The sequence below is a fragment of the Sediminibacterium sp. C3 genome, assembly GCF_000508085.1.
Taxonomy (GTDB): domain Bacteria; phylum Bacteroidota; class Bacteroidia; order Chitinophagales; family Chitinophagaceae; genus Sediminibacterium.
The window spans coordinates 216,219-242,037 of record NZ_KI669560.1; the positions used below are offsets into that span (position 1 = coordinate 216,219).

The 25,819-nt window shown below is 37.6% G+C and carries 31 protein-coding genes; 14 read left to right on the forward strand and 17 right to left on the reverse strand.

Features of this window, described 5'->3' with window-relative positions; genetic code table 11:
- The 9 genes from F777_RS15220 to F777_RS0101010 form a co-directional block, all read right to left on the reverse strand.
- The coding region (locus F777_RS15220; RefSeq protein ID WP_037368994.1) for a DUF4369 domain-containing protein at positions 1–313 on the reverse strand (313 nt) is incomplete at its 3' end.
- Between the two features lie 167 nt (positions 314–480).
- Entirely contained in the window at positions 481–687 is a 207-nt protein-coding gene (locus tag F777_RS0100980; protein WP_026750409.1) for a hypothetical protein, read from the reverse strand.
- 79 nt (positions 688–766) lie between these two features.
- Positions 767–1,585, reverse strand: coding sequence for a vitamin K epoxide reductase family protein (locus F777_RS0100985; protein ID WP_026750410.1), 819 nt, complete (start codon positions 1,583–1,585; stop codon positions 767–769).
- A gap of 65 nt (positions 1,586–1,650) precedes the next feature.
- A complete protein-coding gene (locus F777_RS18545; protein ID WP_161631462.1) occupies positions 1,651–1,932 on the reverse strand; it encodes a vitamin K epoxide reductase family protein in 282 nt (93 codons plus the stop codon).
- A gap of 14 nt (positions 1,933–1,946) precedes the next feature.
- Positions 1,947–2,387, reverse strand: coding sequence for a cysteine peptidase family C39 domain-containing protein (locus F777_RS0100990; RefSeq protein WP_026750411.1), 441 nt, complete (start codon positions 2,385–2,387; stop codon positions 1,947–1,949).
- A gap of 265 nt (positions 2,388–2,652) precedes the next feature.
- Complete coding sequence (locus F777_RS0100995) at positions 2,653–3,510, reverse strand: cysteine peptidase family C39 domain-containing protein (RefSeq protein WP_071790291.1); 858 nt, start codon at positions 3,508–3,510, stop codon at positions 2,653–2,655.
- 186 nt (positions 3,511–3,696) lie between these two features.
- Entirely contained in the window at positions 3,697–4,764 is a 1,068-nt protein-coding gene (locus F777_RS0101000; protein ID WP_026750413.1) for a TlpA disulfide reductase family protein, read from the reverse strand.
- An 83-nt stretch (positions 4,765–4,847) separates the two neighbouring features.
- On the reverse strand, positions 4,848–5,027 hold the full coding sequence (locus tag F777_RS0101005; RefSeq protein ID WP_026750414.1) for a hypothetical protein: 180 nt from the start codon (positions 5,025–5,027) through the stop codon (positions 4,848–4,850).
- Positions 5,028–5,200: 173 nt separating this feature from the next.
- Positions 5,201–6,805 (reverse strand): vitamin K epoxide reductase family protein, encoded by a 1,605-nt coding sequence (locus F777_RS0101010; RefSeq protein WP_026750415.1) that lies wholly within the window; start codon positions 6,803–6,805, stop codon positions 5,201–5,203.
- 266 nt (positions 6,806–7,071) lie between these two features.
- Between F777_RS0101010 and F777_RS0101015 the strand changes: the two genes are divergently transcribed.
- A complete protein-coding gene (locus tag F777_RS0101015) occupies positions 7,072–7,707 on the forward strand; it encodes a response regulator transcription factor (protein ID WP_081720433.1) in 636 nt (211 codons plus the stop codon).
- 1 nt (position 7,708) lies between these two features.
- On the opposite strand, the gene F777_RS0101020 is transcribed toward F777_RS0101015, so the two are convergent.
- Complete coding sequence (locus F777_RS0101020) at positions 7,709–8,455, reverse strand: LOG family protein (protein ID WP_037368998.1); 747 nt, start codon at positions 8,453–8,455, stop codon at positions 7,709–7,711.
- Between the two features lie 74 nt (positions 8,456–8,529).
- Between F777_RS0101020 and F777_RS0101025 the strand changes: the two genes are divergently transcribed.
- From F777_RS0101025 to F777_RS17525, 5 genes are all read left to right on the forward strand, one after another.
- Complete coding sequence (locus F777_RS0101025) at positions 8,530–9,870, forward strand: hypothetical protein (protein WP_026750418.1); 1,341 nt, start codon at positions 8,530–8,532, stop codon at positions 9,868–9,870.
- A 6-nt stretch (positions 9,871–9,876) separates the two neighbouring features.
- The gene (locus F777_RS0101030; protein WP_026750419.1) at positions 9,877–10,644 is read left to right on the forward strand and encodes an exodeoxyribonuclease III; all 768 of its coding nucleotides are present in this window, start codon (positions 9,877–9,879) and stop codon (positions 10,642–10,644) included.
- A gap of 2 nt (positions 10,645–10,646) precedes the next feature.
- Entirely contained in the window at positions 10,647–10,952 is a 306-nt protein-coding gene (locus F777_RS0101035; RefSeq protein WP_026750420.1) for a DUF4286 family protein, read from the forward strand.
- Between the two features lie 195 nt (positions 10,953–11,147).
- Positions 11,148–11,519: an HU family DNA-binding protein gene (locus F777_RS0101045; RefSeq protein ID WP_161631464.1), complete on the forward strand. Its 372-nt coding sequence runs from the start codon at positions 11,148–11,150 to the stop codon at positions 11,517–11,519.
- A gap of 81 nt (positions 11,520–11,600) precedes the next feature.
- The gene (locus tag F777_RS17525) at positions 11,601–11,735 is read left to right on the forward strand and encodes a 30S ribosomal protein THX (RefSeq protein WP_255326562.1); all 135 of its coding nucleotides are present in this window, start codon (positions 11,601–11,603) and stop codon (positions 11,733–11,735) included.
- A gap of 54 nt (positions 11,736–11,789) precedes the next feature.
- On the opposite strand, the gene F777_RS0101055 is transcribed toward F777_RS17525, so the two are convergent.
- The gene (locus F777_RS0101055; RefSeq protein WP_026750422.1) at positions 11,790–13,082 is read right to left on the reverse strand and encodes an aminotransferase class V-fold PLP-dependent enzyme; all 1,293 of its coding nucleotides are present in this window, start codon (positions 13,080–13,082) and stop codon (positions 11,790–11,792) included.
- 74 nt (positions 13,083–13,156) lie between these two features.
- Between F777_RS0101055 and F777_RS0101060 the strand changes: the two genes are divergently transcribed.
- Positions 13,157–13,402 carry a hypothetical protein gene (locus tag F777_RS0101060; protein ID WP_026750423.1) on the forward strand — a complete coding sequence of 82 codons (246 nt, stop codon included), beginning with the start codon at positions 13,157–13,159 and terminating at the stop codon, positions 13,400–13,402.
- On the opposite strand, the gene F777_RS0101065 is transcribed toward F777_RS0101060, so the two are convergent.
- The 3 genes from F777_RS0101065 to F777_RS17065 are packed head-to-tail and all read right to left on the reverse strand — an operon-like array spanning position 13,403 to position 16,416.
- Positions 13,403–14,683: a TlpA family protein disulfide reductase gene (locus F777_RS0101065; RefSeq protein ID WP_026750424.1), complete on the reverse strand. Its 1,281-nt coding sequence runs from the start codon at positions 14,681–14,683 to the stop codon at positions 13,403–13,405.
- A gap of 51 nt (positions 14,684–14,734) precedes the next feature.
- On the reverse strand, positions 14,735–15,475 hold the full coding sequence (locus tag F777_RS0101070; RefSeq protein WP_026750425.1) for an FkbM family methyltransferase: 741 nt from the start codon (positions 15,473–15,475) through the stop codon (positions 14,735–14,737).
- Positions 15,476–15,504: 29 nt separating this feature from the next.
- Positions 15,505–16,416, reverse strand: a complete 912-nt coding sequence (locus tag F777_RS17065) for a glycosyltransferase (RefSeq protein WP_051408340.1) — start codon at positions 16,414–16,416, stop codon at positions 15,505–15,507.
- Between the two features lie 64 nt (positions 16,417–16,480).
- Here F777_RS17065 and F777_RS15235 point away from each other — a divergent pair, with 64 nt between their 5' ends.
- The gene (locus F777_RS15235) at positions 16,481–17,419 is read left to right on the forward strand and encodes a glycosyltransferase family 2 protein (protein ID WP_051408341.1); all 939 of its coding nucleotides are present in this window, start codon (positions 16,481–16,483) and stop codon (positions 17,417–17,419) included.
- Here F777_RS15235 and F777_RS0101085 read toward each other — a convergent pair.
- Both F777_RS0101085 and meaB read right to left on the reverse strand, forming a co-directional pair.
- Positions 17,416–18,480 (reverse strand): glycosyltransferase family 4 protein, encoded by a 1,065-nt coding sequence (locus tag F777_RS0101085; protein ID WP_026750426.1) that lies wholly within the window; start codon positions 18,478–18,480, stop codon positions 17,416–17,418. The two genes, F777_RS15235 and F777_RS0101085, sit on opposite strands and share 4 nt — an antisense overlap.
- A 6-nt stretch (positions 18,481–18,486) precedes the next feature.
- Complete coding sequence (meaB, locus tag F777_RS0101090; protein WP_037369000.1) at positions 18,487–19,398, reverse strand: methylmalonyl Co-A mutase-associated GTPase MeaB; 912 nt, start codon at positions 19,396–19,398, stop codon at positions 18,487–18,489.
- Between the two features lie 34 nt (positions 19,399–19,432).
- Between meaB and F777_RS0101095 the strand changes: the two genes are divergently transcribed.
- Positions 19,433–20,605 (forward strand): O-antigen ligase family protein, encoded by a 1,173-nt coding sequence (locus F777_RS0101095; RefSeq protein WP_026750428.1) that lies wholly within the window; start codon positions 19,433–19,435, stop codon positions 20,603–20,605.
- Here F777_RS0101095 and F777_RS0101100 read toward each other — a convergent pair.
- Positions 20,587–21,459 carry a glycosyltransferase family protein gene (locus F777_RS0101100; protein ID WP_026750429.1) on the reverse strand — a complete coding sequence of 291 codons (873 nt, stop codon included), beginning with the start codon at positions 21,457–21,459 and terminating at the stop codon, positions 20,587–20,589. The genes F777_RS0101095 and F777_RS0101100 overlap by 19 nt on opposite strands.
- A 57-nt stretch (positions 21,460–21,516) precedes the next feature.
- Between F777_RS0101100 and F777_RS0101105 the strand changes: the two genes are divergently transcribed.
- Genes F777_RS0101105 through F777_RS0101125 form a run of 5 tightly spaced genes read left to right on the forward strand, consistent with a single transcriptional unit; the run spans position 21,517 to position 25,816 of the window.
- Complete coding sequence (locus tag F777_RS0101105) at positions 21,517–22,155, forward strand: LON peptidase substrate-binding domain-containing protein (RefSeq protein WP_026750430.1); 639 nt, start codon at positions 21,517–21,519, stop codon at positions 22,153–22,155.
- A gap of 4 nt (positions 22,156–22,159) precedes the next feature.
- Positions 22,160–22,888, forward strand: a complete 729-nt coding sequence (locus tag F777_RS0101110) for a type III pantothenate kinase (RefSeq protein ID WP_051408342.1) — start codon at positions 22,160–22,162, stop codon at positions 22,886–22,888.
- Positions 22,860–24,236: a hypothetical protein gene (locus tag F777_RS0101115; protein WP_026750432.1), complete on the forward strand. Its 1,377-nt coding sequence runs from the start codon at positions 22,860–22,862 to the stop codon at positions 24,234–24,236. The genes F777_RS0101110 and F777_RS0101115 overlap by 29 nt, the downstream gene beginning before the upstream one ends.
- Positions 24,229–24,816, forward strand: coding sequence for an LPS export ABC transporter periplasmic protein LptC (gene lptC, locus F777_RS0101120; RefSeq protein ID WP_026750433.1), 588 nt, complete (start codon positions 24,229–24,231; stop codon positions 24,814–24,816). Before F777_RS0101115 ends, lptC begins: the two co-directional genes overlap by 8 nt.
- Positions 24,817–24,826: 10 nt before the next feature.
- Entirely contained in the window at positions 24,827–25,816 is a 990-nt protein-coding gene (locus F777_RS0101125; RefSeq protein WP_026750434.1) for a potassium channel beta subunit family protein, read from the forward strand.
- The last annotated feature ends 3 nt before the right edge of the window (positions 25,817–25,819 follow it).

Here is a 25,819-nt window from a genome sequence, read left to right on the forward strand (position 1 = left end):
GAAAAAAACTATCAATCTTTAATTCGATAGATTGTGTGTCAGGATCAATAAAGAAAAGGTCACTTCGTCTTTGCCCAATTAAATAAACATAAGCTGCAAATGGATATGGAGTTAACCCATTAAAAGTAAATTTTCCATTGTCTAAAATAACAGAATCTTCAAATACTTTAAAATTTGTATCATGCTGTGAATATAAGAGTTTAACAGACCCATTATTTAGCCCATGAATTACTCCATTTATTTTGAAAGGCTTTGTCTGTGATATAACTCTATTACACAAAAGAAAACAAAAAAAGTATAAAGCAATTTTCATAAATGATAGATTAAAAGGGAATATTAACTCTTTATTATTTTGATTAAAATAAATTGAGTCTACTATTCGTAATGAGTTTAAAAACTTATACTAGAAAATAAATTACTCGGTAAAAAATAATAGCTATTGAATCATTTCTGATACAATAGCCATATCATTATGTACTTTTAGCAAAGTGGGTGAGAGCAATCACTACAAAAATTGGCAGTACCTCCTTTTTCGCATTTACAATAACCTGTACCACAAGTATCCCCCACAGTAGTACAAACTGCTAAACTACAACCTCCTTCTTCTACACTACCCCCTTTTAATTTAAGCATTTGTTCTTTGCTAAGACTTTGGAAATTTTTTAAATTAATTTTACTTTGTTTCATTTTAAAAGTTTTATTTGATTTTAAATTTTACCTACTCTTTTAAAGGTTTTCGGTATTACCCTTCTTTGGCCAAAAGAAACTATAATATTTTTATTAAATCTTCGATAACATACCCTTCAGGGAGCCTATGCTGATTAAAGAAATAGGTCGGTGTATGCGTAACGTCAGCATCAATACACCAATTTTTCATTGCAATAATATTAGAATTTATAACCTCCAATGAATGTTCATTTCCCTGCAAATCATTTATTAATGGAAATTGGGCAATAAAATGTACAAGAGATTTTTTTGACATTCCATACCACACTCTTAATGCTTGTTCAGTTTTTAATTTATCACCTTCACTTGCGAGTGATAATAAATGAGTTATAATTGATCGTGATCTATCATCTGCATCATTAAACTTAAATAAAATTTTAACTTTTAAATTACTATTAGTTCTTAAAAGATTTTCAAGTTTATTGTGTGCTTTTGAACAGGGTCCGCAGTATGGGTTACAAACTTTAATAATCGTATTTGTCGCTTCTGAATTTCCCATTGTGATTCCAATATCTTGCCAATTATTAGGCACATTACTATTCTGCTTTAAAAGACTAAAAAAAACATCCTTATTAAAATGAATACGATTATATGCAGATTTATAAATGCCATAATTTTTCGAATTATATAAAATTGGTTTTAGTAAGCACCAAAAAAAGATTGAAAAAAGAATACAACTTAAAAATAAATTTATATCAGCTGAAGTTAAATTAGCAACTTGAAAATCACTCCAAAAATTAATTAAACCCCATATGAATTCCAAAATCAATACCAATTGAATCATTAAACATAAAGGGCACCATTGCCGAACAATTTTCCATTGATAATAAATACTAAAAACTGTATAAGGAACTACCATACTATTAAATATTGCTAAATATTGAATCTTTATATCAAAAGATATTTTTGGAAGAATTAAAAAAGCTAATGAAGAAAAAAATAAATTGCTCCAATTTCACTCCATGAGATACCAAATATTTTTGAGCCTTTACTATTTAAAACTGAATCACAATTAAATTGTTTTTCACCTAAACAAATATTTTTAATAAAATCATTGTTCTTATCTAAATCAAATAAGATAAGTAAGATTGAAACAAATAATCCTAGTGATTTTATTATAGCTATTGAACTAAATGAATAAATATTCTCAGTAGTAATTTGAAAAGAAAAAGATAATAACAACAATAAAAATCCTATTACTTGCAATAATCTTTTTCGATTTAATATTTTTTTTCTTCTTGTTTTTTTATTTCATAATTTATGTCTCCACTGTTACTATTTGGCCTTACAACTAAAATAATACCTAGATAATTCTGCAAAAACTCTTTCTGGGAGATAGTATAATTATTCTTGCTGTTATAAAAAATTGAAATCGCATCACTTGTTATTTTAGTAACTAAAACAAAATCCTTTCCGACTTTTGGTACTTTTACATAGGCTATAAATGGTGGATCTAATTCAGTAAACTTTTCTTTGGGTACCTCATAAGCATCATTCTCAATTTTAAGAGTTGAAAATGTATCACTTAAGCTGTATAAGGAGGGGAAATATGGATTATCTTGAATTGAATCAAAAAATGTGGTTTTTGTTACCTTTATGTTATACAATTCTATTAATTTAAATGCTACTTCTTTTAGTCTTGTATTGTATGATTGATACATATTTATTTTGTTTCAAAAATTAGTTTTAAATGACTTTCAAAGATTTTCTATTAATTGAGTATAACCTATTAAATATGAAAAGTCATTATAAACATCCCTATAAAATTTAACCTATCCAATTAATACCGGGGGGTAATTTTACCCCCCGCGCATTATTGAAAGCTATTTTCATACGTAAAAATCAACCAAGGGGGTAAAAATACCCCCCAGATCTATTGAATTATTTTCTTACAAAGTCATTACATACAATGGAAACGTATAAATCTTACCCACTAAAAGAAGGACTTCGTATTAATATAATGACATACAATTGTTGATTTTCAAAAGTTGATGTTTTTTTGCTATCAAAATAAGCCAATGGCAACTTCATCAGCTTTATCAAAAAACCCGTAAGAATAGAGATATTGATCCGACTACTGATATGGTATAGAATCCAACTGCGAATAAATTCTACACCCAAACGCCCAATAAACAAAGCCAGTTGAGCTAATAAAACAATATATACAAATTGAATATTTTGAGTGTTGATACCTACATCAACAACACTTTGTGTGAGAAAAGGAAATACCAATTGCAATAAACTACCCAGCATGACCCCTAAGAAAAGTTGGAATACCAGTTTTTTATGTGGCTTTATATAACCCCAAAGTTGGTTAGCATGGTTGTTTGTTAACTCTTTAAAATCATGCCCGTAATTGGCATTATAAAAGTTTTGACCAGGTTCTAGAATTAAGGCAATACCTGTAGAATCTCCATCCTCATTTTTATCACTTATCCATTTTTGTAAGAACAGCTCTTTGCTGATGGTAATAATCCCTTTTGCTGGATCAGCTATTGTGATGTTTTTTGGCTTTGAAAAAAAAGCCCTCTTTTGTGGTGGTAAAACAATGAAATGGTTTTGCCACCAATGCAGTATTGCGGGTTTTGGCGCTTCTTCAATTAATTTTTCAAAATTCAACTTTAACCCAGATGTTTGAAAACCAATCTTTTCAGCAGCATCACTAATACCTAATAAATTAACTCCCTCCTTACCTATCTCTGTTAACTCCCTTAACTTCTCTAAAGCAAATACACGACCATAGTACCTACTTATCATATACAAACAAGTAGGACCGCAGTCCATTTAGTCTTTTTGGAGTTGTAGAAGAAAAAGGGAGCGCAATAGTAATATGATTTAAAAAAAATTCAGCCTGATTAATACTAAATGAATTGACTAAGAAGGGAGAAATAAATGTGTCATTTAACCTAAGTATTAACCAAAAACTCTAGATTCTAACCAGAAGGACTTTGTTATTAATATTACTTCCTATTATTTAAGATTATTATCAATGATTTTTTTGATTTCCTTATATGTTAAATCAAAGCCCAAAATTTTCCCATCCCTATTAATAAGGATGTTTGATGGCACTGCAGTTATATCATAATAGGAAGAAAGCGTACCATTTTTATATTTCGTGTCAATTAACTGTAACCATTTTATCTTATCCTTTACTACAGCTGCTCTCCAATATTCTAGATTATCATCAAAGGAAATACCAATAATATCAAATTGAGATCTTTTATAAGAATTAAATAATTTGACCACTTCTGGATGCTTTTCCCTACATGGAGCGCACCAGGAAGCCCAGAAATTTATTAAAACAATTTTACCAGCATATATTGAAGTTTCAATCTTTTTTCCAAATTTATCTGGAAGACTAACATGGTGAAATTGCTCTCCTATCAATCTATTTTTTAAGCGCAATAGCGATATTATTGATCGATTTAGCTTTTGTCCTTCATAAGATGATAAAAGACTAGTATCAAAATTTGATTTTAGAAGGTTAATTTGATTTAAAGAAAGAATTTTATTTGTTGCCAAAAAGTATAGTGCAAGTTTGTTTTTAGGATTTTTTGTGATAAAACTATCTAATAAATTATAATGCAAATTTCTTTTTTCTATAGTAGAAATATTAAGTGTTTCTACTTTCGCTAAGGATTTTTCGAATAACTGCCTATTGACTTCGATAACTGATCCCTTAATACTGTCAAGTTCAAAATATGTACGTTTTGTTTTATTCTCACTATTGGTTTCAATTTTACTATTCAAGTAAATTAATGTAGTTGGATTATCGATATAAAATTCAACTATATTAGTATTTTCGCTAAAATGTAACCTACATAATATTGGAAGTTTTGTTTTTAGATTAAACTGGAAGTGCCCATTAGCAATTACTGAACTTAGACTATCTTTAGCATTTATATTTCCATCAAAAAATAAAAATATTTTATCAGGGTATGTGCCATTAATTTTACCACTTATCGAAATATCTGTGGTTTGTGAGTACAATGAAAAATTGGTAAACAAAACTATTAAAAAAGCAATAATGAAATTCATGAAATTTTATTTAAAATCAAAAATGATATAAGTATTCTTCACTTATATCATTTTTGATTATGAAAATTCTTATAAATCAACCCCTAACACTTCTCGCATTTACAATCAGACCTCAATGGACTAGGGCAACCGAATCCCCATTCTTTTGCTCCTGCAGTACATTCATAGCATTGTGTTGTTTCATCTTCAATATTCCCACCTAAAATTTTCTTCTGAGCATTCTTAGGTAAAAGGAAGCCTAAATTTTCGACTTTCTGTTTCATAAATTAAATTTTATGCTATTTTTATTTTATAAATAGCGGTTACATAAAGAGTTTCTGCAGCTTTAAGCATCAGCAGATTATTGGCTTGCCAAACCACTCATTCGCGATTAAGTGTAGTACCATTTGGCTTTTCTTTTCGGGTACTAATCGAAAAGAAATATGTTTATTCTTTCTCATGAAAGAAAATAATTAATGTCCTTTATTTGATATCCTTTTGGTAATAAAAAACCATCAATAAAAATAGTTGGAGTGTATTCAATTTTCACTTTTTCACACCAATCTTTCATTTGATTGATTTTGTCTGTCTGTTTATCTAGTTCTCCATTCATTGGGTATTTGTTGGCAAAAACATCATAATTCTTTTCTTTAGCCAAATACCAATCGTCAAGTGCTGTTTTAGTAAGATTTTCATCTCCTTTTTCAGATATAGCTAATAAATGTTTAACAGGTTTTGTACCTCTATCATTCTCCTGGTTAGTTGCTATAAAAATAATTCTTGCCTTTACATCTGAGTTATGTTCAATGATTTTCTCTATCTCGGGATGAGCTGTTGAACAAGGGCCACAATAAGGGTTGCAAACTTTGATAATCGTATGTTTTGCATTGGGGTTACCAATTGTTATACCTAATTCACTCGTAGAATGTTCTAAAATAGATGGCTGAGTTTTAAGCAACGACCAAAATACTTTATCGTTATACTTTAGCATTGAGTAACTTCTCTTTTCGTACTTTGCTAACTGCAAACTTTTCAACAAAGGCTTTAATAAAAACCAAGATATTGAAGGAATTAACAAAGAGTAGAATGCAAAAATGAGATTGTTTGCAAATACTGCTGTTGTTTCAGAAAAGGATAAACTATTATTTGCTATAACCAATATTCCTTCAGCCAATAAAACCGCCTGCACTATTAAGCAGAGTACACACCACTGCTTGGCTACATTCCATTGGTAATAAATAGAGAAAATGATATAGGGTAGGGCTAATAAGGAGAATAGACTTAAAACAGGCAATGCCGTATTAATATCAGCGGGCACTGAGAATAGTAATGACCCTGCAAAATATACAAAGCCAACTTCACTCCAGGTTACCTTGCCTCCTAGCGTTGCAGCTTTGGTATTTAAGACAGCACTACAATTGGCTTTCTGTATGCCTGAACAGATTTGTTTCAATAAAGGGTTGCCTTTATCTATATCATACCATAGTAATAAAACAGATGCAATTAATCCAATTAACTTAACTAATAAATATAACGTGGGTATAAGGGTTATCGAACCATACAAGTATGGAATGAATAAAGAAGCCAGAATTCCTATTGGTATTAAACCATAAATGGCTATTTTGATTTTAGCCTCTTTAATGTTTTTATGGTAATTGATCTCTCCAGATAATTCATTTGCTTCAGCTACTAAGATGTTTTCAGTCCACTGTGCCAAAAATACACTTGTTGCTATTGTTTCTTTTTTACCATGCTGATTAACAATAAGTAGCTCATTTTCTGCAACTTCAAATACAACTACAAAAACACCTTGTTTAAAGCTTGTAATAAATGGTGTTGGGATCTCTGTTAACTTTTCAGCTGAAGTTTGTATAACTAGGTTTTCAACCTTCCAATTATTCAATGAATCAGAAATGGATAGAAAACTTGGATAGTCGGGATGAGATTGTAATGATTCATTAATTGTTTGCATACTAACCTTTACTTTCATTTGCTTTAGTAAAGCAGCAACTATTAATGGTTGATTTTCAAATAAACTATTGAACAAAGTACCGAACAACATAATCTCTAATTATCCGGTAAACTTCAAGTATAATTTTCAAACTAAAAAAAATCACCGGGGGGTATTTTTACCCCTCGACAAGAACCAAAAGCTATTTTCAAATAGCAAAAAACAACTAGAATGTATATCATACCCCCCCCCCCATATAAAGTAAATTTAACATACTATTTTTTATTTATATTTCACTTTACTCTATCTTCATACCCCCAATTGTTTCACTATATGCTGACGTAACAAAACATGACATGAAGAAACAAAAAAGATAAATGAATAAAATAATGATGTGTGATGACCATGTTATGGTCATGGATACAATTGGGGATTTATTGAGAAAAGAGAATTTTGAAGTTATTGCTACTACATTATCAGGTGAAGCTTGTATCAAAGCCATTGATAGTGGACTAATTCCAGATGTATTAATTCTGGACATCAACATGCCAGAAATGCCGGGCTATAAAGTGGCACAACATTTTAAGAAACATTATCCAAATGTTAAGATATTGGTCTTTTCAATGATAACAGATGAAAATGCTGTTAAAGCAATGATTCGCATTGGAGTGAATGGTTTTGCCTTTAAAAACCTAACTGCTAGCGAACTTGCCGAAATTATTCGCAAAATTATAAGCGGTCAAGAATACTATCCACCTGAATTTATTTTTAGCACTGAAGAAATAGCATCCATCAAGCAACAAAAATTTCCCTGGGCTGAACAATTAACGAAAAAGGAAATTCAAGCTGCACAGTTACTCGCTAATGATTTATCAAGAAAACAAGTGGCATCTGATATGGGCATTTCCGCCTCTTCCATTAATAAAAAATTGGAGCGCATCTTTAAAAAAACCAACCAGAATACTACTATTGGTATTATTCGCTTTTTAAGAAAAGTGGGTATAATTAAATAACCTATCGTTTCTCAAAAAACCACCACAAACGCTTGCGGGGTTTTACTTTGTAATTCTTGCGAACATAGGTACTGATATGGTGACCTGCTTCGTGAACATCATCGGTTAGTAAAACCAGTTTCAAATCTTCTTTTGAAATAGTGCCTTGCTCTGCCATGTAGGCACAATAGTCCATCAAGGGCTGGTAATACTCCTTTCCAAATAGAACCATGGGGAAATCATTGATGGTTTTAGTTTGAATCAGGGTAAGGGCTTCAAAGTATTCATCCATGGTGCCAAAGCCACCAGGCATGCATACAAATGCATAGGAGTATTTTACCAACATTACTTTACGTACAAAAAAGTATTTCAAAGTGATAGACTTGTGTACATAGGGATTTTCATGTTGTTCAAACGGAAGTTTGATATTAATCCCAACCGACTGCCCACCGTTTTCAAATGCTCCTCTGTTGGCAGCTTCCATAATGCCCGGACCTCCCCCGGTTATGGTGGTAAATCCCAGTTCGGCAATATGTTTCCCAATATCCTGAGCGGCTTTATAATAAGGATGATCTTCTTTGAATCGGGCACTTCCAAAAACAGTTACACAGGGACCCAGAAAATGTAAGAATCGAAATGACTTAATAAACTCTGAAAATACGTCCCAGGCAAAGCGCAATTCATTGATCCTGGGTTTGGGCCCATCTAAATAAACGGGTTGTTCCGCCGGAATAATTCTCTTCAATGCCTCGCTCTTACTCTCCTTCATTTTTATTACATTTAAATTCCATTCAAATTAATACTTTCTGTTAAGTCTAGCCCGATATTTGTAACAACCTGATTATGATTAAATCCATTTTTAGCATTTTGCTAACCTGTTGTGCCTTCTTATCGCTTCAGGCACAAACCATGGCAAAGCCAGGCAACTTTCATTGCATTTCTATTGAAGGTCCCATGATGCAATATTGGAAAAACCCTATTGTTTTACAGCAATTCAAAGAAGCGCTGAATCAGCAATTAGGGGTACATAAAAATATGAGTCTGGGTAGTCAGAATTTTGAATTTACCCAATTGAACAATTTCAGGGAATTCACTAGCCAGCAAAACAGCCCAGCTACCGCTCCTGTGGTAAATTTTAAGATGGCAGAATATTCTGCCAAAGTGTTCTGGAACCAAATCAACAATAATCAACCCCTTGACTCAAATCTGTTTTCTATTCAATCTGTGGTGATGATGGAACTGAGCATACAACAGCCCGCTCCTGCACCCACTTACACCAAAAGTTTAGAAGTATATATCAAAAGAGCCAAAGCCAATGGCATTGGTGTCCCTTTTGGAAACCTGCATTTCAGTGCCAAAGGGTTCGCGGAGTTAATGAAGAAATCAGTTGAAATTCTGTTGGACAGCAGCATTGAAACAGAGCAGATTGAAATCAAAGCTTCCCCGCCTTTCATGGGAGATAATTTCATTATCGGCGCCATTGCCAATGCTCCAAAAATCAATATAGAAAGCAAAAATTTGTTTAGCAAATACCAGTTAAAAGGACAATCTGAACTGTTACGCTGGGATGAACAGCGTTTTCTGGAAATTATTCTTAAAGGAAAAAACAGAACCCAGTTATCAGCGGATATGGCCAAGGCGGTTGAGAATTCAGTACGGGAACATGGCAATGAAATTCATGTATTCTTGTTACAGGATGCCAGAAATATTATACTGAATAAAAATTATCAGTTAATTATTCCTGCCCGTGTATCATCCAATAATGCCATTGCTTCATCAGGAATGCCCCAGGTTGAACCGCTGGAGGGCTACAACAATTATTTGTTGAATGAAAAAGATACCATAGCCAAATTCAGTATCCTGATTGATAAAAAAGATTTTACCAAAAAGCTTTATCCGCATATTGCCACAAATGGTATTGACAGTAGTTCTGCAGTAGTAATTAGCGACAAGGAAACAGAAATGACTTATACCAGTAAGTATTCCATCACAGGAACTTTCCGTAACCAGCCCTTTGGAATTGAAATAGGACAGTATTTCAGAGAAGTCTTTTTAAATAATGAGCGAATCTTAATTATCAGCGGAACACAAGAACCAGAAAAAATGGTCGTGCTGAATCCGAGTATTCCCAGCGATTTACTGAATGAGCTAATTTTGCTGGGCTTTAATCGTTTCTTTCAATAATACCATATGCGCATTATTTCATACAACGTGAATGGCATCAGAGCTGCCATCAAAAAAGGATTTGTAGAATGGATTCAGACCAATCCTGCCGATATTATCTGTTTACAGGAAACCAAGGCTAATCAGGAAGATATTGATACTGAAGCATTTGAAAAAGCAGGCTATCATAGCTACTGCTTTTCTGCCCAGAAAAAAGGATACAGTGGCGTGATGATTATGAGCAGGAAAAAACCAGATGCAGTGCATTATGGGAGCAATATGGAGCAGAGTGATTTTGAGGGCAGAGTCATTCGGGCAGACTATGGAGATATCACTGTAATCAATGCCTATTATCCATCAGGCACCAGTGGCGATGAAAGACAAGACTATAAATATGTATGGCTGAATGAGTTTCAGGAATTTCTGAACACATTAAAAAAGGAAAGACCCAAACTAATAGTGGTTGGCGATTACAATATTGCACACGAAGCCATTGATATCCACGATCCTAAAGGAAATAAAAAGTCTTCCGGATTCTTACCTGAAGAAAGAGAATGGATGACACAATTTTTGGCCAGCGGCTGGATTGACAGTTTCAGACATTTGCATCCGGAAACAACCGGAGCCTACAGTTGGTGGAGTCAGCGTTTCCCATCCGTTCGTTTAAACAACAAAGGCTGGAGAATTGATTATATCTGCGTAACCAAAGCACTGGAGAAACAAATTAAAAGTGCCGCTATCTATCCGGACGTAAAGCACAGTGATCATTGCCCTATTTATGTCGAAATAAAATAACCATGTATATATATAATGTAACTACCAAAGTTGCCCACGAAATTCATACCGACTGGTTTCACTGGATGAAACAGGAACATATTCCTGCTGTAATGCAAACCGGATGCTTTACCCATTTTCAGTTTGTACGCATATTGGAAACCGATGAAGAAGACGGAATCACCTACGCAGTGCAGTACCAGGCAGCAGCCAAGGCGGATTACAACCGCTACATAGAATTGCACGCCCCCGCGCTGCGCAACGATTCTATACAGAAATGGGGCAATCAAATGATTGCTTTTAGAACATTAATGCAGGTTGTGAATTGAGTGTGGATAGTTTTTGAAAACAAATTTGGAATTTGAAAATCTTCCTTATATTCCTTTGAAAGCCTTGCAGGGATTGAATTGTAGAAGAAAAAGCCTGAAACCCTTTACTGATAAGGATTTCATTGAATAGAGGTGTTGTTTTTACACGATAATTAAAAGAAGAAATTTCGCTCCAACCCTTTATTTATAAGGGTTTTGAGCCAAAAAAATCAAAAAAGAAAAAAGAATAAAAATTTTGTTGGTAATGAAAAGCCAATAAATTTGTCCCGTTATCAAAAATTATTAAAAATCACATCTATGAACAAAGCTGAATTAATCGCGCACCTTGCTGATGATGCAGGTATCACCAAAACACAAGCAAACGCTGCATTGGATTCTTTTATTGATGCAGTTACAAAAACCTTAAAGAAAGGTGATAAAGTAACCCTAGTAGGTTTCGGTACTTTCTCTGTATCTAAGCGTGCTGCACGTACTGGTCGTAACCCTCAAACTGGTGAGACTATCAAGATTAAAGCTAAGAAAGTTGCTCGCTTTAAAGCTGGTAAAGAATTAAGCGGTAAGTTATAATTCTGACCCCAAAAAAGAATTGAACCCCGCTTTCGCGGGGTTTTTCTATTTTTACACTTTATTAAACAACTTATTCAAATTATTACCATGGGTAGAGGTGACAAAAAAACAGCTAAAGGAAAACGTTTCCAAGGGTCTTTCGGTAAGTCCAGACCAGCTAATCCTGCAACAGCTAAGAAAGCAGCCGCTAAAAAAGCAGCTACCAAAGCTTCTTAATTACATTCAATAGCAAGTGGATCACTTCCTTTATTCAGGTTGCTGATCCACTTATTATTTTACCCCCGCCGCTATTTGCTGAATGGCTTTGACCAAAGTATCCAAATCGGATAAGCGCGTATACACATGGGGCGTAATTCTTACACAACTGATATTTTCCCAGACAATTCCTACCGTATGAATTTTATACTGATTGTATAATTGCTGATCCAATTGGGTAGGAGTTAATCCTTTTACACTTACCCCGCAAATAGCACAGGAATAGGCCGATTGCAAAGAAGTATGCAGCTGTACGCCCGGAATATCTTTTACCCTGCTGGCCCAGTAATTTTTCAGATAGCGTATGCGTTCTTCTTTTCTTTTTGCTCCTATGGCATTGTGAAAAGCCAATGCTTCCCCAATTCCCTGTTCAATAGGAAAGCTTCTGGTACCAAGGGTTTCAAACTTTCTGATATCGGGGCTTTGTGGTTTGTCGTTACAGACCAGTGTCCATACTTTTGAAATTTTTTCTTTCTTAATCCACAGCATCCCTGAACCAATCGGCGCACTTAAAAACTTGTGCAGACTGGTTCCAAAATAATCGCACTCCAGATCGGGTATGGCAAAATCAAGTAAACCAAATGAGTGTGCTCCATCCACAATCACTTCCAACCCACGCTGATGCGCCATTTGACAAATCTTTTTAACCGGCAATATCTGTCCAACCCAGTTAACAATATGGGTTACATGCAATATTTTGGTTTTAGGCGTAATGGCTTTTTCAAAAGCTTTCACAATGGTATCATCGTCTTCAATGGGAAAATCAAAACTGATTTGCTTGTACACAATACCATCTCTTAAAGCCCTTTGACGCCAGGCCTGTATCATATTGGGATAATCCTGTTTGGTGCCAATGACTTCATCACCCCTTTGTAAGTCCAGACCAAAAATGACACTGTTCAGCGCTTCGGTTGCATTGCGGTTTACCGCAATCTCATCCGGTGAACAACCGGCCAGCAATGCTAGATTTCTTCTTAATGGCTCTCTTCCCTGGTCTAAAATCCGCCACATGAAATAAGAAGGGCCCTGGTTAGAAAGTTGATTGTAGCGCTCTACTGCCTGCTGCACCACTATCGGAGAAGGACTCACGCCCCCATTATTCAGGTTGATAAAATTGGCAGGGACTGAATAGGCCTGTTGAATGATCTGCCAGTAATCTTCATCTGAGGCCGCTACAAAGGGATCTGCAGAGGTTTGGGCATTGGCAGCCGAAAATTGAGCCGCCTGCAATTGATTAAAAATGCCATATCCGGCAAAAACTCCTGCTAATGCACCTGCTTTTTTAATGAAATTCCTTCTGGGCTCCATGATTCAATTTTAACGCTTAAGTTAAACAATATCATGGTAAATCGGTTATATCTTTGTGCTTTAAATCAATGGGTATGAAGAAGAAAGGGCTTTATTTGTTTTTGGTGATTTTCTTAGTGTTGGCTGTGCAGTCTTTGAATGCCCAATGTTCTATCTGTACCAAAACCGCCTCTCAATTAGGGGAAGGCCCTGCCAAAGCCCTGAACTCTGCCATTGTTTACCTGGCATTTGCCCCCATCGCCATTATTGGTTTCATTGGTTTCCGCTGGTGGAAAAAAGAGCAAACCATTATTGCTGCAGAAGAAGGTCGCAATTCATAATCATTCCAGCGTTTTAACCAGCAACTCTTCCAATTCGCTGGCTTTGGGATCAATGGCTACAATCTTGCCCTGCTGGTCCACTACCACCATCATTCCTACTCCATTGTTGATACCGTATTTATTCCAGACATTTAATTTATCGTCTATATCAAATAGGTTTTGCCATACATAATTTTCAATGGCAATACGATTTTTTACTGCAGCTAAACTTTGAAACTCCCTGGCAATACCTACAATTACAAATCCTTTATTTTTAAATCTTTCATAAAGGGGTTTTACCAATCGCATTTTAGCAATACAAGGGCCGCACCAGGAACCCCAAAAATCAATCAATGTTATTTTACCAGTTATTACTTTTGACAATTGCATAGTGTCACCATTCAATGTAAATGCTTTTACATCTAGAAAGGAATTTCCAACAGCAACTTTCTGAAGCCCATTTAATTGTTGTTCAATTGACTTCGTATAAATATGTCCCGGAAATTTTTTCTTATAAACTGGAAATAATTCTCTGATATACTGGGCAACAATCCGATTGTCTTTTGCAATTCTCATTACATCAGTCCAAAGTGAATAGTAGCTAGAAAGAGAAATATGCTGAGTTAAGTATTGGTATTTCCAATGATACTCTTCCCGCATTAATGAATCAAAAGGGTTCACATATAGCTGCTTTGCTAAATCGGTATAGCGTGCCCCTGTTTTTTCCATTTCATCGCTTTTTTGATACAGCGGAACTCTTCCATCCTGGTCATCAGGCTTTAGCTGACGTAAGTCTTTAAAAATTTGCTGATAGGCCGCTGTTTCAAACGCATTTATACGAATTAGTGAATCTCTAGTTTGATATAAATTATTTTTTGCTGCTTGGAACTTACGTTGATTGTCCGACCTGAATGTTACATAACTTTTATTCAATATTCCGCCTTCAACCCGATTGTTAAGCCAATCTTTCTGCGGGTATAATTCGAATGAAACCCTTCCCAAATAAGGGAAAAAGTGAATGGGGCTCCAACTTCCCTTTTCTAATTCATCCTGAAAAATCAATTCGAAAGCCTCAGTTTCAGTAAAGGGAAGCTGATAAGTAAATGCACCGTTTTTAACAGGGATTTTAATTGGATTTTCTAAAAATGCACGTAAATCCTGTGTAGATTTTCGAATGTAGATAGTATCGCTTGTTCTGTTTTTTACTACTCCTTGTAGAATACAAACAGAATGGTTCTTTTGTGCAATCACAACCTGACCATATAGGAAAATGGTACACAGCAGAATACAATAATTACGCATTTCTGATTGAATTTATTATGGAGTTTTATTACTTCAATAAATTTACAAAAGCTAAACCAAATCCTGGTTGATAAACACCAGGTTCTCATCAGAAAAAGAAAAAGAGAAATTGTATTTACTGATAGCAGCAAAAACAGATTTGGAACAGCCTTTCTTCATTTGATCGTGCAACTCCAGATAAATGACTTTCGTCTTTGGCAACCAATATTCATAATTGGCTTCAAACACTTCTTTCTCCGAACCTTCAATATCAATTTTCAGTAAATCAATGGTATCCCAGTTTTCGCCTCGCATAATGGTTTCCACCGATTCTGCCGGAATGGCTTCGGGGTTGTCCGGACTGGTTTCGGTAAGCATAAAAGAACTACTTGGACCATCGGGATTTGTAATCAACAAGTAAACATCTTTGTTCCACAAGCCCATGCAATTGGCTTTGATATTCGGATGACCCGCAATGTTTTTCAGCAAGGCCTGAAAATTATCCCTGCTGGGTTCTACCGCAACAATTTTACTATTGGGGTATCGGTGCGAAAAGTATACAGCAGCCAATCCAATATTGGCTCCGGCATCAATGATTCTTTCGGGTGTAAATGGCAAATCCACATTGTACTGATCATCTAAAAAAACCTGTTTAAACGTGTACTTATCCGTTGTCTTGCTTCTTAAATGAAAAGTAGTATTGTATCGGGAAGAAGTAAAAGAGCCGTATTTCTTAAACAAGAGATGTATATAAAACTTCAGTCCGTCTACGGGGCCAAAGGCTTTGATCAATGGTTTAAACCGGGATGCCATACGTGATGCGATTGAAAACCGAAAATAACCTAATCCCACCTAAAACAAAACAAAAAGCTCACTTTAAAGGCCGAGATAACAGGGATTCGCCTGACTTTGTAAAAAAATAGTTTTCGGTGATGGCGCAACAGGAAACAAAACAAGCGCAGATTCCATTTATGTTGCAATGAGCGCTGCCATAGTTGTTGAAACTGCAGAAAAAAAGCCCTGTTGGCCTCGCTTAAAAATGGAATTTGTGCAAATTCTTCCAAATGACGACTCAGCATTTCCCTGTAGCGTCTGCGATGTTCGCGCTCCGATAATCCCGCTTGTATGGTAATATTCTGATTGTGCATTCGCTGATACACACCAATGAAAGGAAGAAACTGAATTCCACCCGATATGGTTGCATTGATGGCCAACCACCAGTCGTAGTATACTTTTTCAGGGAAGGGCAATACTGACTTTACAAATGAAGTTTTGGCAATACTGGCATGCCCGCTGACCGTATTGAACATGGCAAAGAACTCGGGATCTTTGCCTTCAATCCTTCTGTTCTTTTTGTTGGGCATAGGATTCTCGGGAAGAGTATTAGAAAACCTTACGGAATCGCAATAGATCAGTGCAGTGTCTGGTTGAAGCGCGTCCATCATTTTACTGATTTTCTCCGGCTCCCAGATATCATCCTGGTCGGCAATGGCAATGTAATCAGCACTCGCCATTCGAATGCCTTTTTCAAAATTGGCATTGTAGCCTATATTTTTTTCATTCCGATGGAGCTGTATTCTCGCATCCAACACGCCTAAGTCTTGCAACAATGCATAGGTATTATCCGTTGAAGCATCATCCAGAATAATGATCTCATGCAAAGGATAGGTCTGTGCCAGAATAGACTGCACCTGTGCTGCTACATAAGCTTCTCCCTGATAGGTACACATCACTATGGACACCGATGCCTGCATATTTGTTTGCTTTAACGCGAAGTTGTAAATATAATATTTAATTTAGTCGCCTCAGATCCTTCGCATGCATACGCAACAAGACTCTTTTCCGCTTATTTCAGTTGTAATAGCCACGTATAATGGAGCAAAATTTCTTGCAACCCAGTTAGACTCTGTATTGGCACAGGATTACCCGAATCTGGAAATCATTATCAGTGATGATAACAGCAAAGATGAAACCCTTGCTATTTTGGAAAACTATCAGCCACAATATCCTGCTATTCGGATTATCCGCAGCGAACAAAACCAGGGCTATATTAAAAACTTTGAACAGGGCTGCAAACAGGCAAAGGGAGTATTCGTTGCACTTTGTGATCAGGACGACCGCTGGCATCCGGAAAAAGTGAGCAAACTCTATGCGGCCATCGGAGACAAAGCATTGGTCTATGCCGACTCAGTGCTTTGCAATGAAAATATGGAACCGATTGGCGTTAATATTTCGGACCGCGTTACCTGCAAAGACTTCAGCAGTCCATTGGAGCAAGCGATTTTCTGCAGAATCTATGGTCATGCCATGCTGATCAGAAACGAATTTCTTCAGCAGATTTTTCCATTCCCTTCCATCATTCCGCACGACTGGTGGATTTCGTATACGGCTACATTGCATGGTGGAATCAAATACATTCCGGATGCATTGGCCTGGTATCGTCAGCACAGCAACAATGTATTTGGTGCCGTTGGAGGAAAAAGAAACAAAACACAAAAATCTCAGATAGCGCAGCAAGAAAAAAGAATTGCCATTGAACGCATGCAATTGTTTTATGCGCAATGCCCCGAGAATAGAACAAAAGAAAAACAGGTATTAAAATCCTTATTGGAAACCTATCAGGGTGCCGGCATTTTCAATGGCATTCGCAGAATGATTATCTTCTTCCAATACAATGAATTATTACTGGCATCCAAGAAAAGATCCAAAATCAGAAAATGGCTTTTCTGTTTTAAAATGCTGGTAAAGTTTGTTTAAAGCAAGCTTTTGTACAAGTCCCAATACGCTGCTGCGGCTGCCTCCCAGCTAAATATTGCTGCCCGTTTTTTTACCTGTTCACTTCGCTGATTCGTAGCAAAATGGGCCATGCCTGCTGCAAAATCTGCCTGCATTTGTGCCGGACTAAAGTCTTTGAAAATATAAGCAGCATCTCCGCCGATCTCGGGTAGCGAAGTAGCATTTGAAATAAAAACAGGTTTGCCAAAATGCATGGCTTCCACCAGCGGCAGTCCAAATCCCTCAGACAAAGAAGGAAATACAAATGCTTCACAATGGGCATAATACCATTGCTTATCATTATCTGAAACGGGTCCGGTAAAAATCAACCGATCGGCTACACCCAGTTCTTCTGCGCTTTTCTGAATTTTTCTCAAGTAATCGGGTTGCTGGGTTATACCTGCAATGACCAATTGATAGGAATTGTTCAACAGCAATGCAGGCAGTACATGAAAATTCTTTTTGAGCGCAATAGTGCCAATGGAGAAAATAAAAGGTGCAGTGGGTTGATACGCCGGATCAACAATGCGTTCCGTGTTTGAAATAGTACATCCGTTGTAAATGATTCTATAAGGTTTCCCTTTAAAATCAATATGCGCCTGCACATCTTTGGCTGTGTACTCCGAAATAAAAACCAATGCTGCACTGGCATCTACTTTTCTTTGCAAGGTTTGCAACCAGGCTTTTCTTTTGGCTAGCGGTTTTCTTTCATCATGATAATAATTTAAATCATGAATAGTAAAGACAATTGATTTTCTACAATGAAAAGGAAAATAGGCGCTGTCTTGACTGGTTGTATGCCATACATCAATAGATGCATCATTCGGTTTCCATAATTTATGCCAGAAACGAATGGGCTTGATGGCTGTCCCTTCGGGAAATTCACCGGAACAGGAAGCAGGCAATAAGAACTGTAATTCTGCCTGATGCTTTGAAGCACTGGCCAGTAAAGCATTCCCCAGCTGTTTACAGAAATAGTATAAACCCGTATGCGGATATTTCATCCGCTCTGCATCAAATAAAATGGTAGTAGGTTTATTCATGCCGCATCAGGCATTGCCTGTATTTGAAAAATCATGAACAAATGCAAACAGATTAAACTGTTCTGTTTGGGCCTTCTCCTGCAGTAGCTGATAAATCTTCTTTTTATCGTAGGGCTTCATGCGGTTCTTGGCAATCAACTGATAAACTCTTTCGGTAAGCAACCATATTTTTCTTTCTGTCAGTGAAATATGTTGCTGGTTTTGACCAATAGCAAGTGCCAATTCATCAATCCCCTCTTTTTTTGAAGCCACTGTTTTAATGACTTCAATGGGTTTATCCTGTTGAAAAGCAGGTGCCATCATCAATCGAAGATTCCGCACAAATGCATCGGCATCCGGGCGATCACTTTTATTCACCACAAATACATCTGCAATTTCCATGAGTCCTGCTTTCATGGTCTGCACTTCATCACCGGCTTCCGGCACCACCACCACAACGGTAGTATCTGCCAGTCCTGCAATTTCAATTTCACTTTGTCCAACCCCCACGGTTTCAATGATGATTTCATCGAATCCGCCGGCTTGCAGTATAGCAGTAATTTCTATGATATAAGGATGTAGTCCGCCCAGAGAGCCACGGGTTGCAAGGGATCGGATATACACACCCGGATGATTGTACCAATCACTCATTCTGATTCTGTCTCCTAACAAAGCCCCCATATTAAAAGGAGAAGAAGGATCCACGCATAGAACCGCCACTTTTTTTCCCTGCAATGTCCAGTAGCCAATCAATGCATCAGTCAAGGTGCTCTTACCAGCACCCGGAGGGCCGGTAATACCCGTTACAGGCGTATGACCATTGGGCAGGCTTTGTAAAAAAGCTTCGTGTCCTTCCACTTCATTTTCTACCAATGAAATGGCACGGGCGATTGCCTGAAAATTACCTGCCTGTATCCTTTCTAATAATTGATGCCACATATATGCTTACGGAATGTAAATTTATGCTATTGCCATGCAAGATATCAGAAAAAATATACCACTGCTGTTGATGATCATTAGCCTCGCAGGACTTTACTTTAGTCGTGCGGTATTGTCCATTGCAACTGGTTTGTGGTTGGTATTTGGTATCATTGAGTGGATCAGGCAAAAAGAAAAAATACACAAACAGCCCTTACTGCTCTGGTCATTTGCATTCCCCTTGCTCTGTCTCCTGGGTTCCTGGCAAAGTTCCTGGTCGCATCCTCAGAACCAGCAAATCTTACTGACTGCATTGGGGTATCCTGCCTGGGCTTTGGGATTGCTGGCCATCAAAGACAAACAGCAGTGGAAACGCATTCAAATTGCCTGGGTTATTACAGCCATTATTGGTTTATGCTACCCGCTCATTGCCTTCGTTGGCGATATGCAGGGAAATATTCAGGCACTGGGATCCGGTAAAGCCTTGCCTGTTTTTATGGATACAGACCATGTTCGCTTTGGTATTTTGTTGGTGAGTGCCGTTGCGGTGAATTGGATTTTATTGAAAGAAGATCCAGCGAATAAGTGGTTAAAAATATCCTTGTTCTTTTTAATCGCAGGTATTTTGTTTACCGCCATCAGAACTGCATGGGCCTTGTTGTTTATTCTTTTTATGGGATGGTTCCTACTGGAAACCAAGAAAAAAATGGTTGTGCTTTTTTTACTGATTGCAATGGGTGCAATAATCTATCAGATTCCAACGGTGAAAAATAAAATTCATTATACCCTCTACGATTTTGAGCAATACAATCAAAAAGGTTATGATCCGAATTATTCAGACGGCGTAAGAAGGGCCATCAACCAGGTGAGCTGGAAAGCCATACAGGAAAAGGGTTTCAGCAATATGGGATGGGCCGCTATTCCAGATCATTTAAAAGCGGAATTTAAAACCGTTACAAAGGGAAGTGAAACCAATTTTGGCTGGCCATTTAACCAATGGTTATTTTGGTGGATGGGTGTGGGATTCGGAGGAACGCTTTTATTCACGCTCTGGTTGTGCTATCCCATACTTTATGCCTGGCGAAAAACAAATGCTTCCATTGCCATCTGGACTTTAGCCATTGCAGCATCCTGCTTGGTAGAATGTACCATCAATTATCAGTACGGAACCTTGTTGCATATTGTTCCGCTTTTCTTGTTGCGGAAAAATTATTTGACCAGTACGTAGTTGCGAAATTCAAACAATCGGATTCCGGTTGCTTTTTCAAACTGGTATAATAGCTTGTCTTTAAGGCTGAATTTTTTCCGGGTGGGATCAAAACTAACTTTCCAGTTGGCTCTTGCTACTCTTTCCTGCATCACTTTGGGATGCGTACCGGTAAAGGGAACCAGCGAATCGAATTGACTATAATCAAAAAAATCAGGTTGCTCCATCATGGGCTTTAATGCTTCATCGGGATGCCAGAGCTTGCTAAACTCTTTCTGCTTCTTCATCATCTGTACCGGAGACTTTACCCAGCCATAGTGATATACATAAGCATCAATGGGCTTCACTTTAATTTTATTTCCCTGCTTTCTGAATCCCTGTGCGTCTTTATAGGCCTGAATGGACTTGTCGTTTCTAATCACCCTTACTTCATTTCTGTACCAGGTTCTGCTATCACCTACATAATCGTATGTGCCATAAAAATGCAGGTATTTAAACAAGAGCCCTTCCACACGCTGATCATCCTTATATGCTTCACAACCTGCTCTGATGGCGGCATGGTATTGCTCGTGCACCACTTCATCACCCTGTATATAAAAAGCCCAGTCAAATTCAGCGGGAATGAGTAGCAGGGCTTTATTCGTCTCCACCGCCAGTACCGATCCCCCCGATCTTAATTGAGGATCCCATACGGAATGATGAATTTTTATTTTAGGGCTCTGTATAGATTCTATTAGCTCAATGGTTCCATCAGTGCAATCGCCAACTAAAACATACATTTCATCCACAACAGGCAAAATAGATTGAATGGCTTCCACAATTGGATAATCATTTAACACTGCATTTTTAATAATTGTGAAGCCCGCAATTTTCATTTTAGCTAAATTGTGCTGTAAAGAACTGAAATATTTTGCAGGGGCAAGCCTAAGTGTATGATAAATTTTATCCCGATTTTCCCGTTGGAATTAGTTGTGTATCCTGGTGAAGAATTAAACTTACACATATTTGAACCCAGATATAAAGAGCTGATTACCGAATGTTTTGCAGAAGCTAAGCCCTTTGGTATTCCAACCGTGTTGGGCGACAGAGTGGCTGAAACCGGTACTATGGTTGAGATTACAGAGATTGTACAGGTATATGATGACGGGAGAATGGATATTAAAACAAAGGGTACCAAAGTTTTCCAGGTACTCGAAATGATTGAAGAGATTCCGGATAAATTGTATAGCGGTGCCATTGTGAGCTATCCCAACAATGATACCCATGCAAAGCCTTTTCTTTCTTTTAAAATTCTGGATTCGGTGTACATTCTTCATCGTTTACTGAATGTTACCAAAAAGTTTACAAAGAAAGTGGCTGAAATGCTAAGCTACGATATGGCGCATCATGCCGGACTCTCCATTAAAGAAGAATATGAATTGCTTTGTTTGTTGCAGGAAGACCAGCGATTGGAATATTTAAGAAGACACCTGGAAAAAGTAATACCAGTAATAGAGGGGATGGAGCAATTAAAAGAAAGAATTGCCATCAACGGATCCTTTAAAAAAATAACAGGCTATAACCTTAATTAATACCATGGGCATATCATTGTGTTTAGACTTCGGGAATACCAGACAAAAAGTAGGGGTATTTAAAGGCCGTGATTTTCTGAAAGAAATCAATTTGCCCGATACTTCCTTGCAAAGCATCGAGGCTTTACTGAATGAATGGAGTCCTGAAAAGATTATTCTTTCTTCTGTTATTAATCACGACCCGGCCATTGAAACCTTTATGGTGGAAAAAACCAGGTTTCATCGCCTGAACCATACCAGCCAGTTGCCTTTGACCACTCCAGTGGGCAAACCGGAGACCATTGGTGCCGACCGGCTTGCGCTTGTGGCTGCCGCGGTGGATTTGTTCCCGGGGAGCCATAACCTGGTGATTGGCCTGGGCACTTGTATAACTTATAATTTCATCAATAACCATCACGAGTTTCTGGGAGGAAGCATTTCTCCTGGGATGAATATGCGATTCAGGGCCATGCACGAGCAAACAGCCCTGTTGCCCTATATCAAGGCAGAAACCCAGTTTCCCCTGATTGGCTACGACACCAAGACCAACCTGCTTAGCGGGGTAATCTGGGGAATGTCTAAGGAAATTGACGGAATAATTGACGAATATGCCCTGAAATACAGCAACTTTAACGTGCTATTAACCGGGGGGGATATGCCTTTTTTTGTACCGCACCTAAAAAACAAGATATTTGCCGACCCAAACCTAATTTTTAAAGGCTTATATGCAATCAGTGAATTCAACAACAGGTAGGCTGGCTTTTGTGGTTAGTTTCCTTTTTTTATACGCTATCCAATCAACTGCTCAGGTTAATTCACCTTTTTCCCGTTATGGATTGGGCAATTTAGTAGGTTCCCAACATGCCATCAGTCGTTCGATGGGCGGTATTTCTGCAGCTTATGCCGATGGCAATAGCTACAATGTGGGGCAATCTGTCAATTTCAACAATCCGGCCACTTACGGTGCCAATTACATGGTGACTTACGATTTAGGCCTGTCTCTTGACTCCAGAAAACTAAAAAGCCAGAATCCAAATGGCGCTTTCAGTTCTATTTACCTGATTCCAAGTTATTTATCGGTAGGTATTCCTGTGAAGAAAGCGAAGGGATTGGGAATGGCTTTTGGATTAAGACCGATCACACGGATCAATTATGGCGTAGAATCCAGAGCCAGAGTGGCTGGTGATAGCGTGGGCTCAATCTATGAAGGGTCTGGCGGTACTTATCAGGCTTTTGTGGGTTTGGGAAAAAAATGGAAAAATTTAAGTGCCGGATTCAACACGGGTTACACTTTCGGCAGACAGGAGTTGAGCACAACCAAAACTTTTTACAACGATACCCTGCAATATTTTGAATCGAGAAGCGCTACACAAACCAATTTTGGTAAAATGTTTTTGCAGGCGGGTGTTCAATATGAGTTTACCCTTAACAAAAAAGAAAATGTTGCAGAGAAATCTTCCAGAAATCTCTTAATGCGAATTGGTGCTACTGCTAGTTTTCAGCAGAACATGAATGCAACACAAAGACTTACCAAACAAACTTATGTATTGACTGCCGCTGGTGGTTTAATTGAAGTTGACAGTATTGCCAAACAGGATAATATCAAGGGAACCATTGTAATGCCTGCTACTTACGAAGCAGGATTCATGTTGGTAAAAACTTTAAGCAACACAAGGGGTAATTTTCAATTGTGGACTGCGGGTATGGAATTCACAACCACCCAATGGACCAAATACAGATCTTATGGCCAGGCCGACATGCTAAACAATAGCTGGGCATTGAAATTTGGAGGTCAGATCAACCCAAGTGCAGAAGGTGCTACCAGCTATTTAAGCAGCGTGAACTATCGTTTCGGATTCCAGTTTGGGAAAGACTATATTAATGCAGACGGAAATGGATTAAAACACAGCTCATTCACCATTGGTGCTGGTTTCCCCATTAGAAAATGGAGAAACTATGAAACACAATACACCGTAGTGCAGGCTGCTGTTCAGTTTGGTAAAAGAGGTTCATCTGTAAACAATCTTACAGAAAGCTATACCCAACTTACCTTAGGATTCAGCTTAAGCGATGTTTGGTTTATTAAACGCAGATATGACTAATCGTTCTACAATATTTTCATTAGCAGCCTTTTTAACAGGCTGCTTTTTTATGCTCGCTTGCGAGAACGATGTAAATGAAGTAAAAAAGCTGGGCAAAAAAAATCCTGGTATTGAAGAAGGAAAAAATATCACCAGCTTTTTGAGCATGGGTGGCAAAATGAAAGCCAAACTAACGGCTCCTGTTTTGTTGCGCTACCAGGGAGACAGTGCTTTAAAATCTGAATTCCCAAAAACCCTTTTTGTTGAATTTTATAATGACAGCACCAAACTAGAAAGCACCCTTAGTGCCAAATATGGGCGCTACATGGAAAACGAAAATAAAATTTACCTGCGCGACAGTGTAGTGATTATCCGGATTAACGGAGACACATTGGAAACTTCTGAATTATACTGGGATCAAACCCTCGGTCGTTTTCATACCGACAAACCCGTTACCACCAGTCAGCGCAATCCGCGCCAGAAACTGTATGCCCGCAAAGGCTTCAGTTCCAATCAATCCTTAACAGATATTACTTATTACGAGTTAGATTTGGGATCCTTTTTAATTTTGCCGGATAGCAGTTCCAATCAAAAACAATAAAATCATTTTTATGGATTACAGAAGAATGGGGAGAACCGGGCTTCAGTTAAGTGTACTAAGTTTTGGTAGCTGGGTCTCTTTTCACAAGCAGATCAACGACAATAGTGCAGATGAGTTAATGGGCATTGCTTATGACCATGGTGTAAACTTTTTTGACAATGCAGAAGTATATGCACTGGGTGAGAGTGAGAAAATGATGGGACGCGTGTTGAAAGCAAAAAACTGGGATCGTACTTCCTATACCCTTTCTTCTAAAGCTTTCTTTGGCTGGAGAGGCAAAGACAACAAACCCAATCAAACCGGCCTTAGTAGAAAACATTTAACAGAAGCCTGTAATGAGGCCCTGCAAAGACTTCAGACCGATTACCTCGATTTATATTTCTGTCACAGACCCGATAAAAACACCCCTATTGAAGAAGTGGTACTTACCATGAATACCCTGATTCAGCAAGGAAAAATTTTATACTGGGGTACCAGTGAATGGAGCGGAGTTGAATTGATGGAAGCCAATCGGGTTGCCCGCGATTATCGCCTGATTGGGCCTGCTATGGAACAACCACAGTACAATTTATTTGAAAGAGAGAAATTAGAAAAAGACTATCTGGAAGTATTTAAAAATGTAGGCCTGGGCACTACCATCTGGAGCCCACTGGCATCTGGATTACTAACCGGCAAATACAACAACGGCATTCCGGAAGGAAGCAGACTGGCCATTGAAGGCTTCGACTGGCTGAAGGAACGCCTGATCATGGAAGAAAAAATAGAAAAAGTAAAACAACTACAGGAACTGGCCAATGAACTGGGCTGTAGTCTTCCTGCCTTAAGCATTGCCTGGTGCATTAAAAACCCGAATGTAACTACGGCAATTTTAGGCGCTACGAGAAAAGAACAACTGCTGGATAACTTAACCGCCTTACAAGCCGTTGAACTGCTCAACACGGAGGTTTTACAGAAAATAGAGTCGATAATGCAGAACAAACCCGTTTTAGCAGAATATTAAACG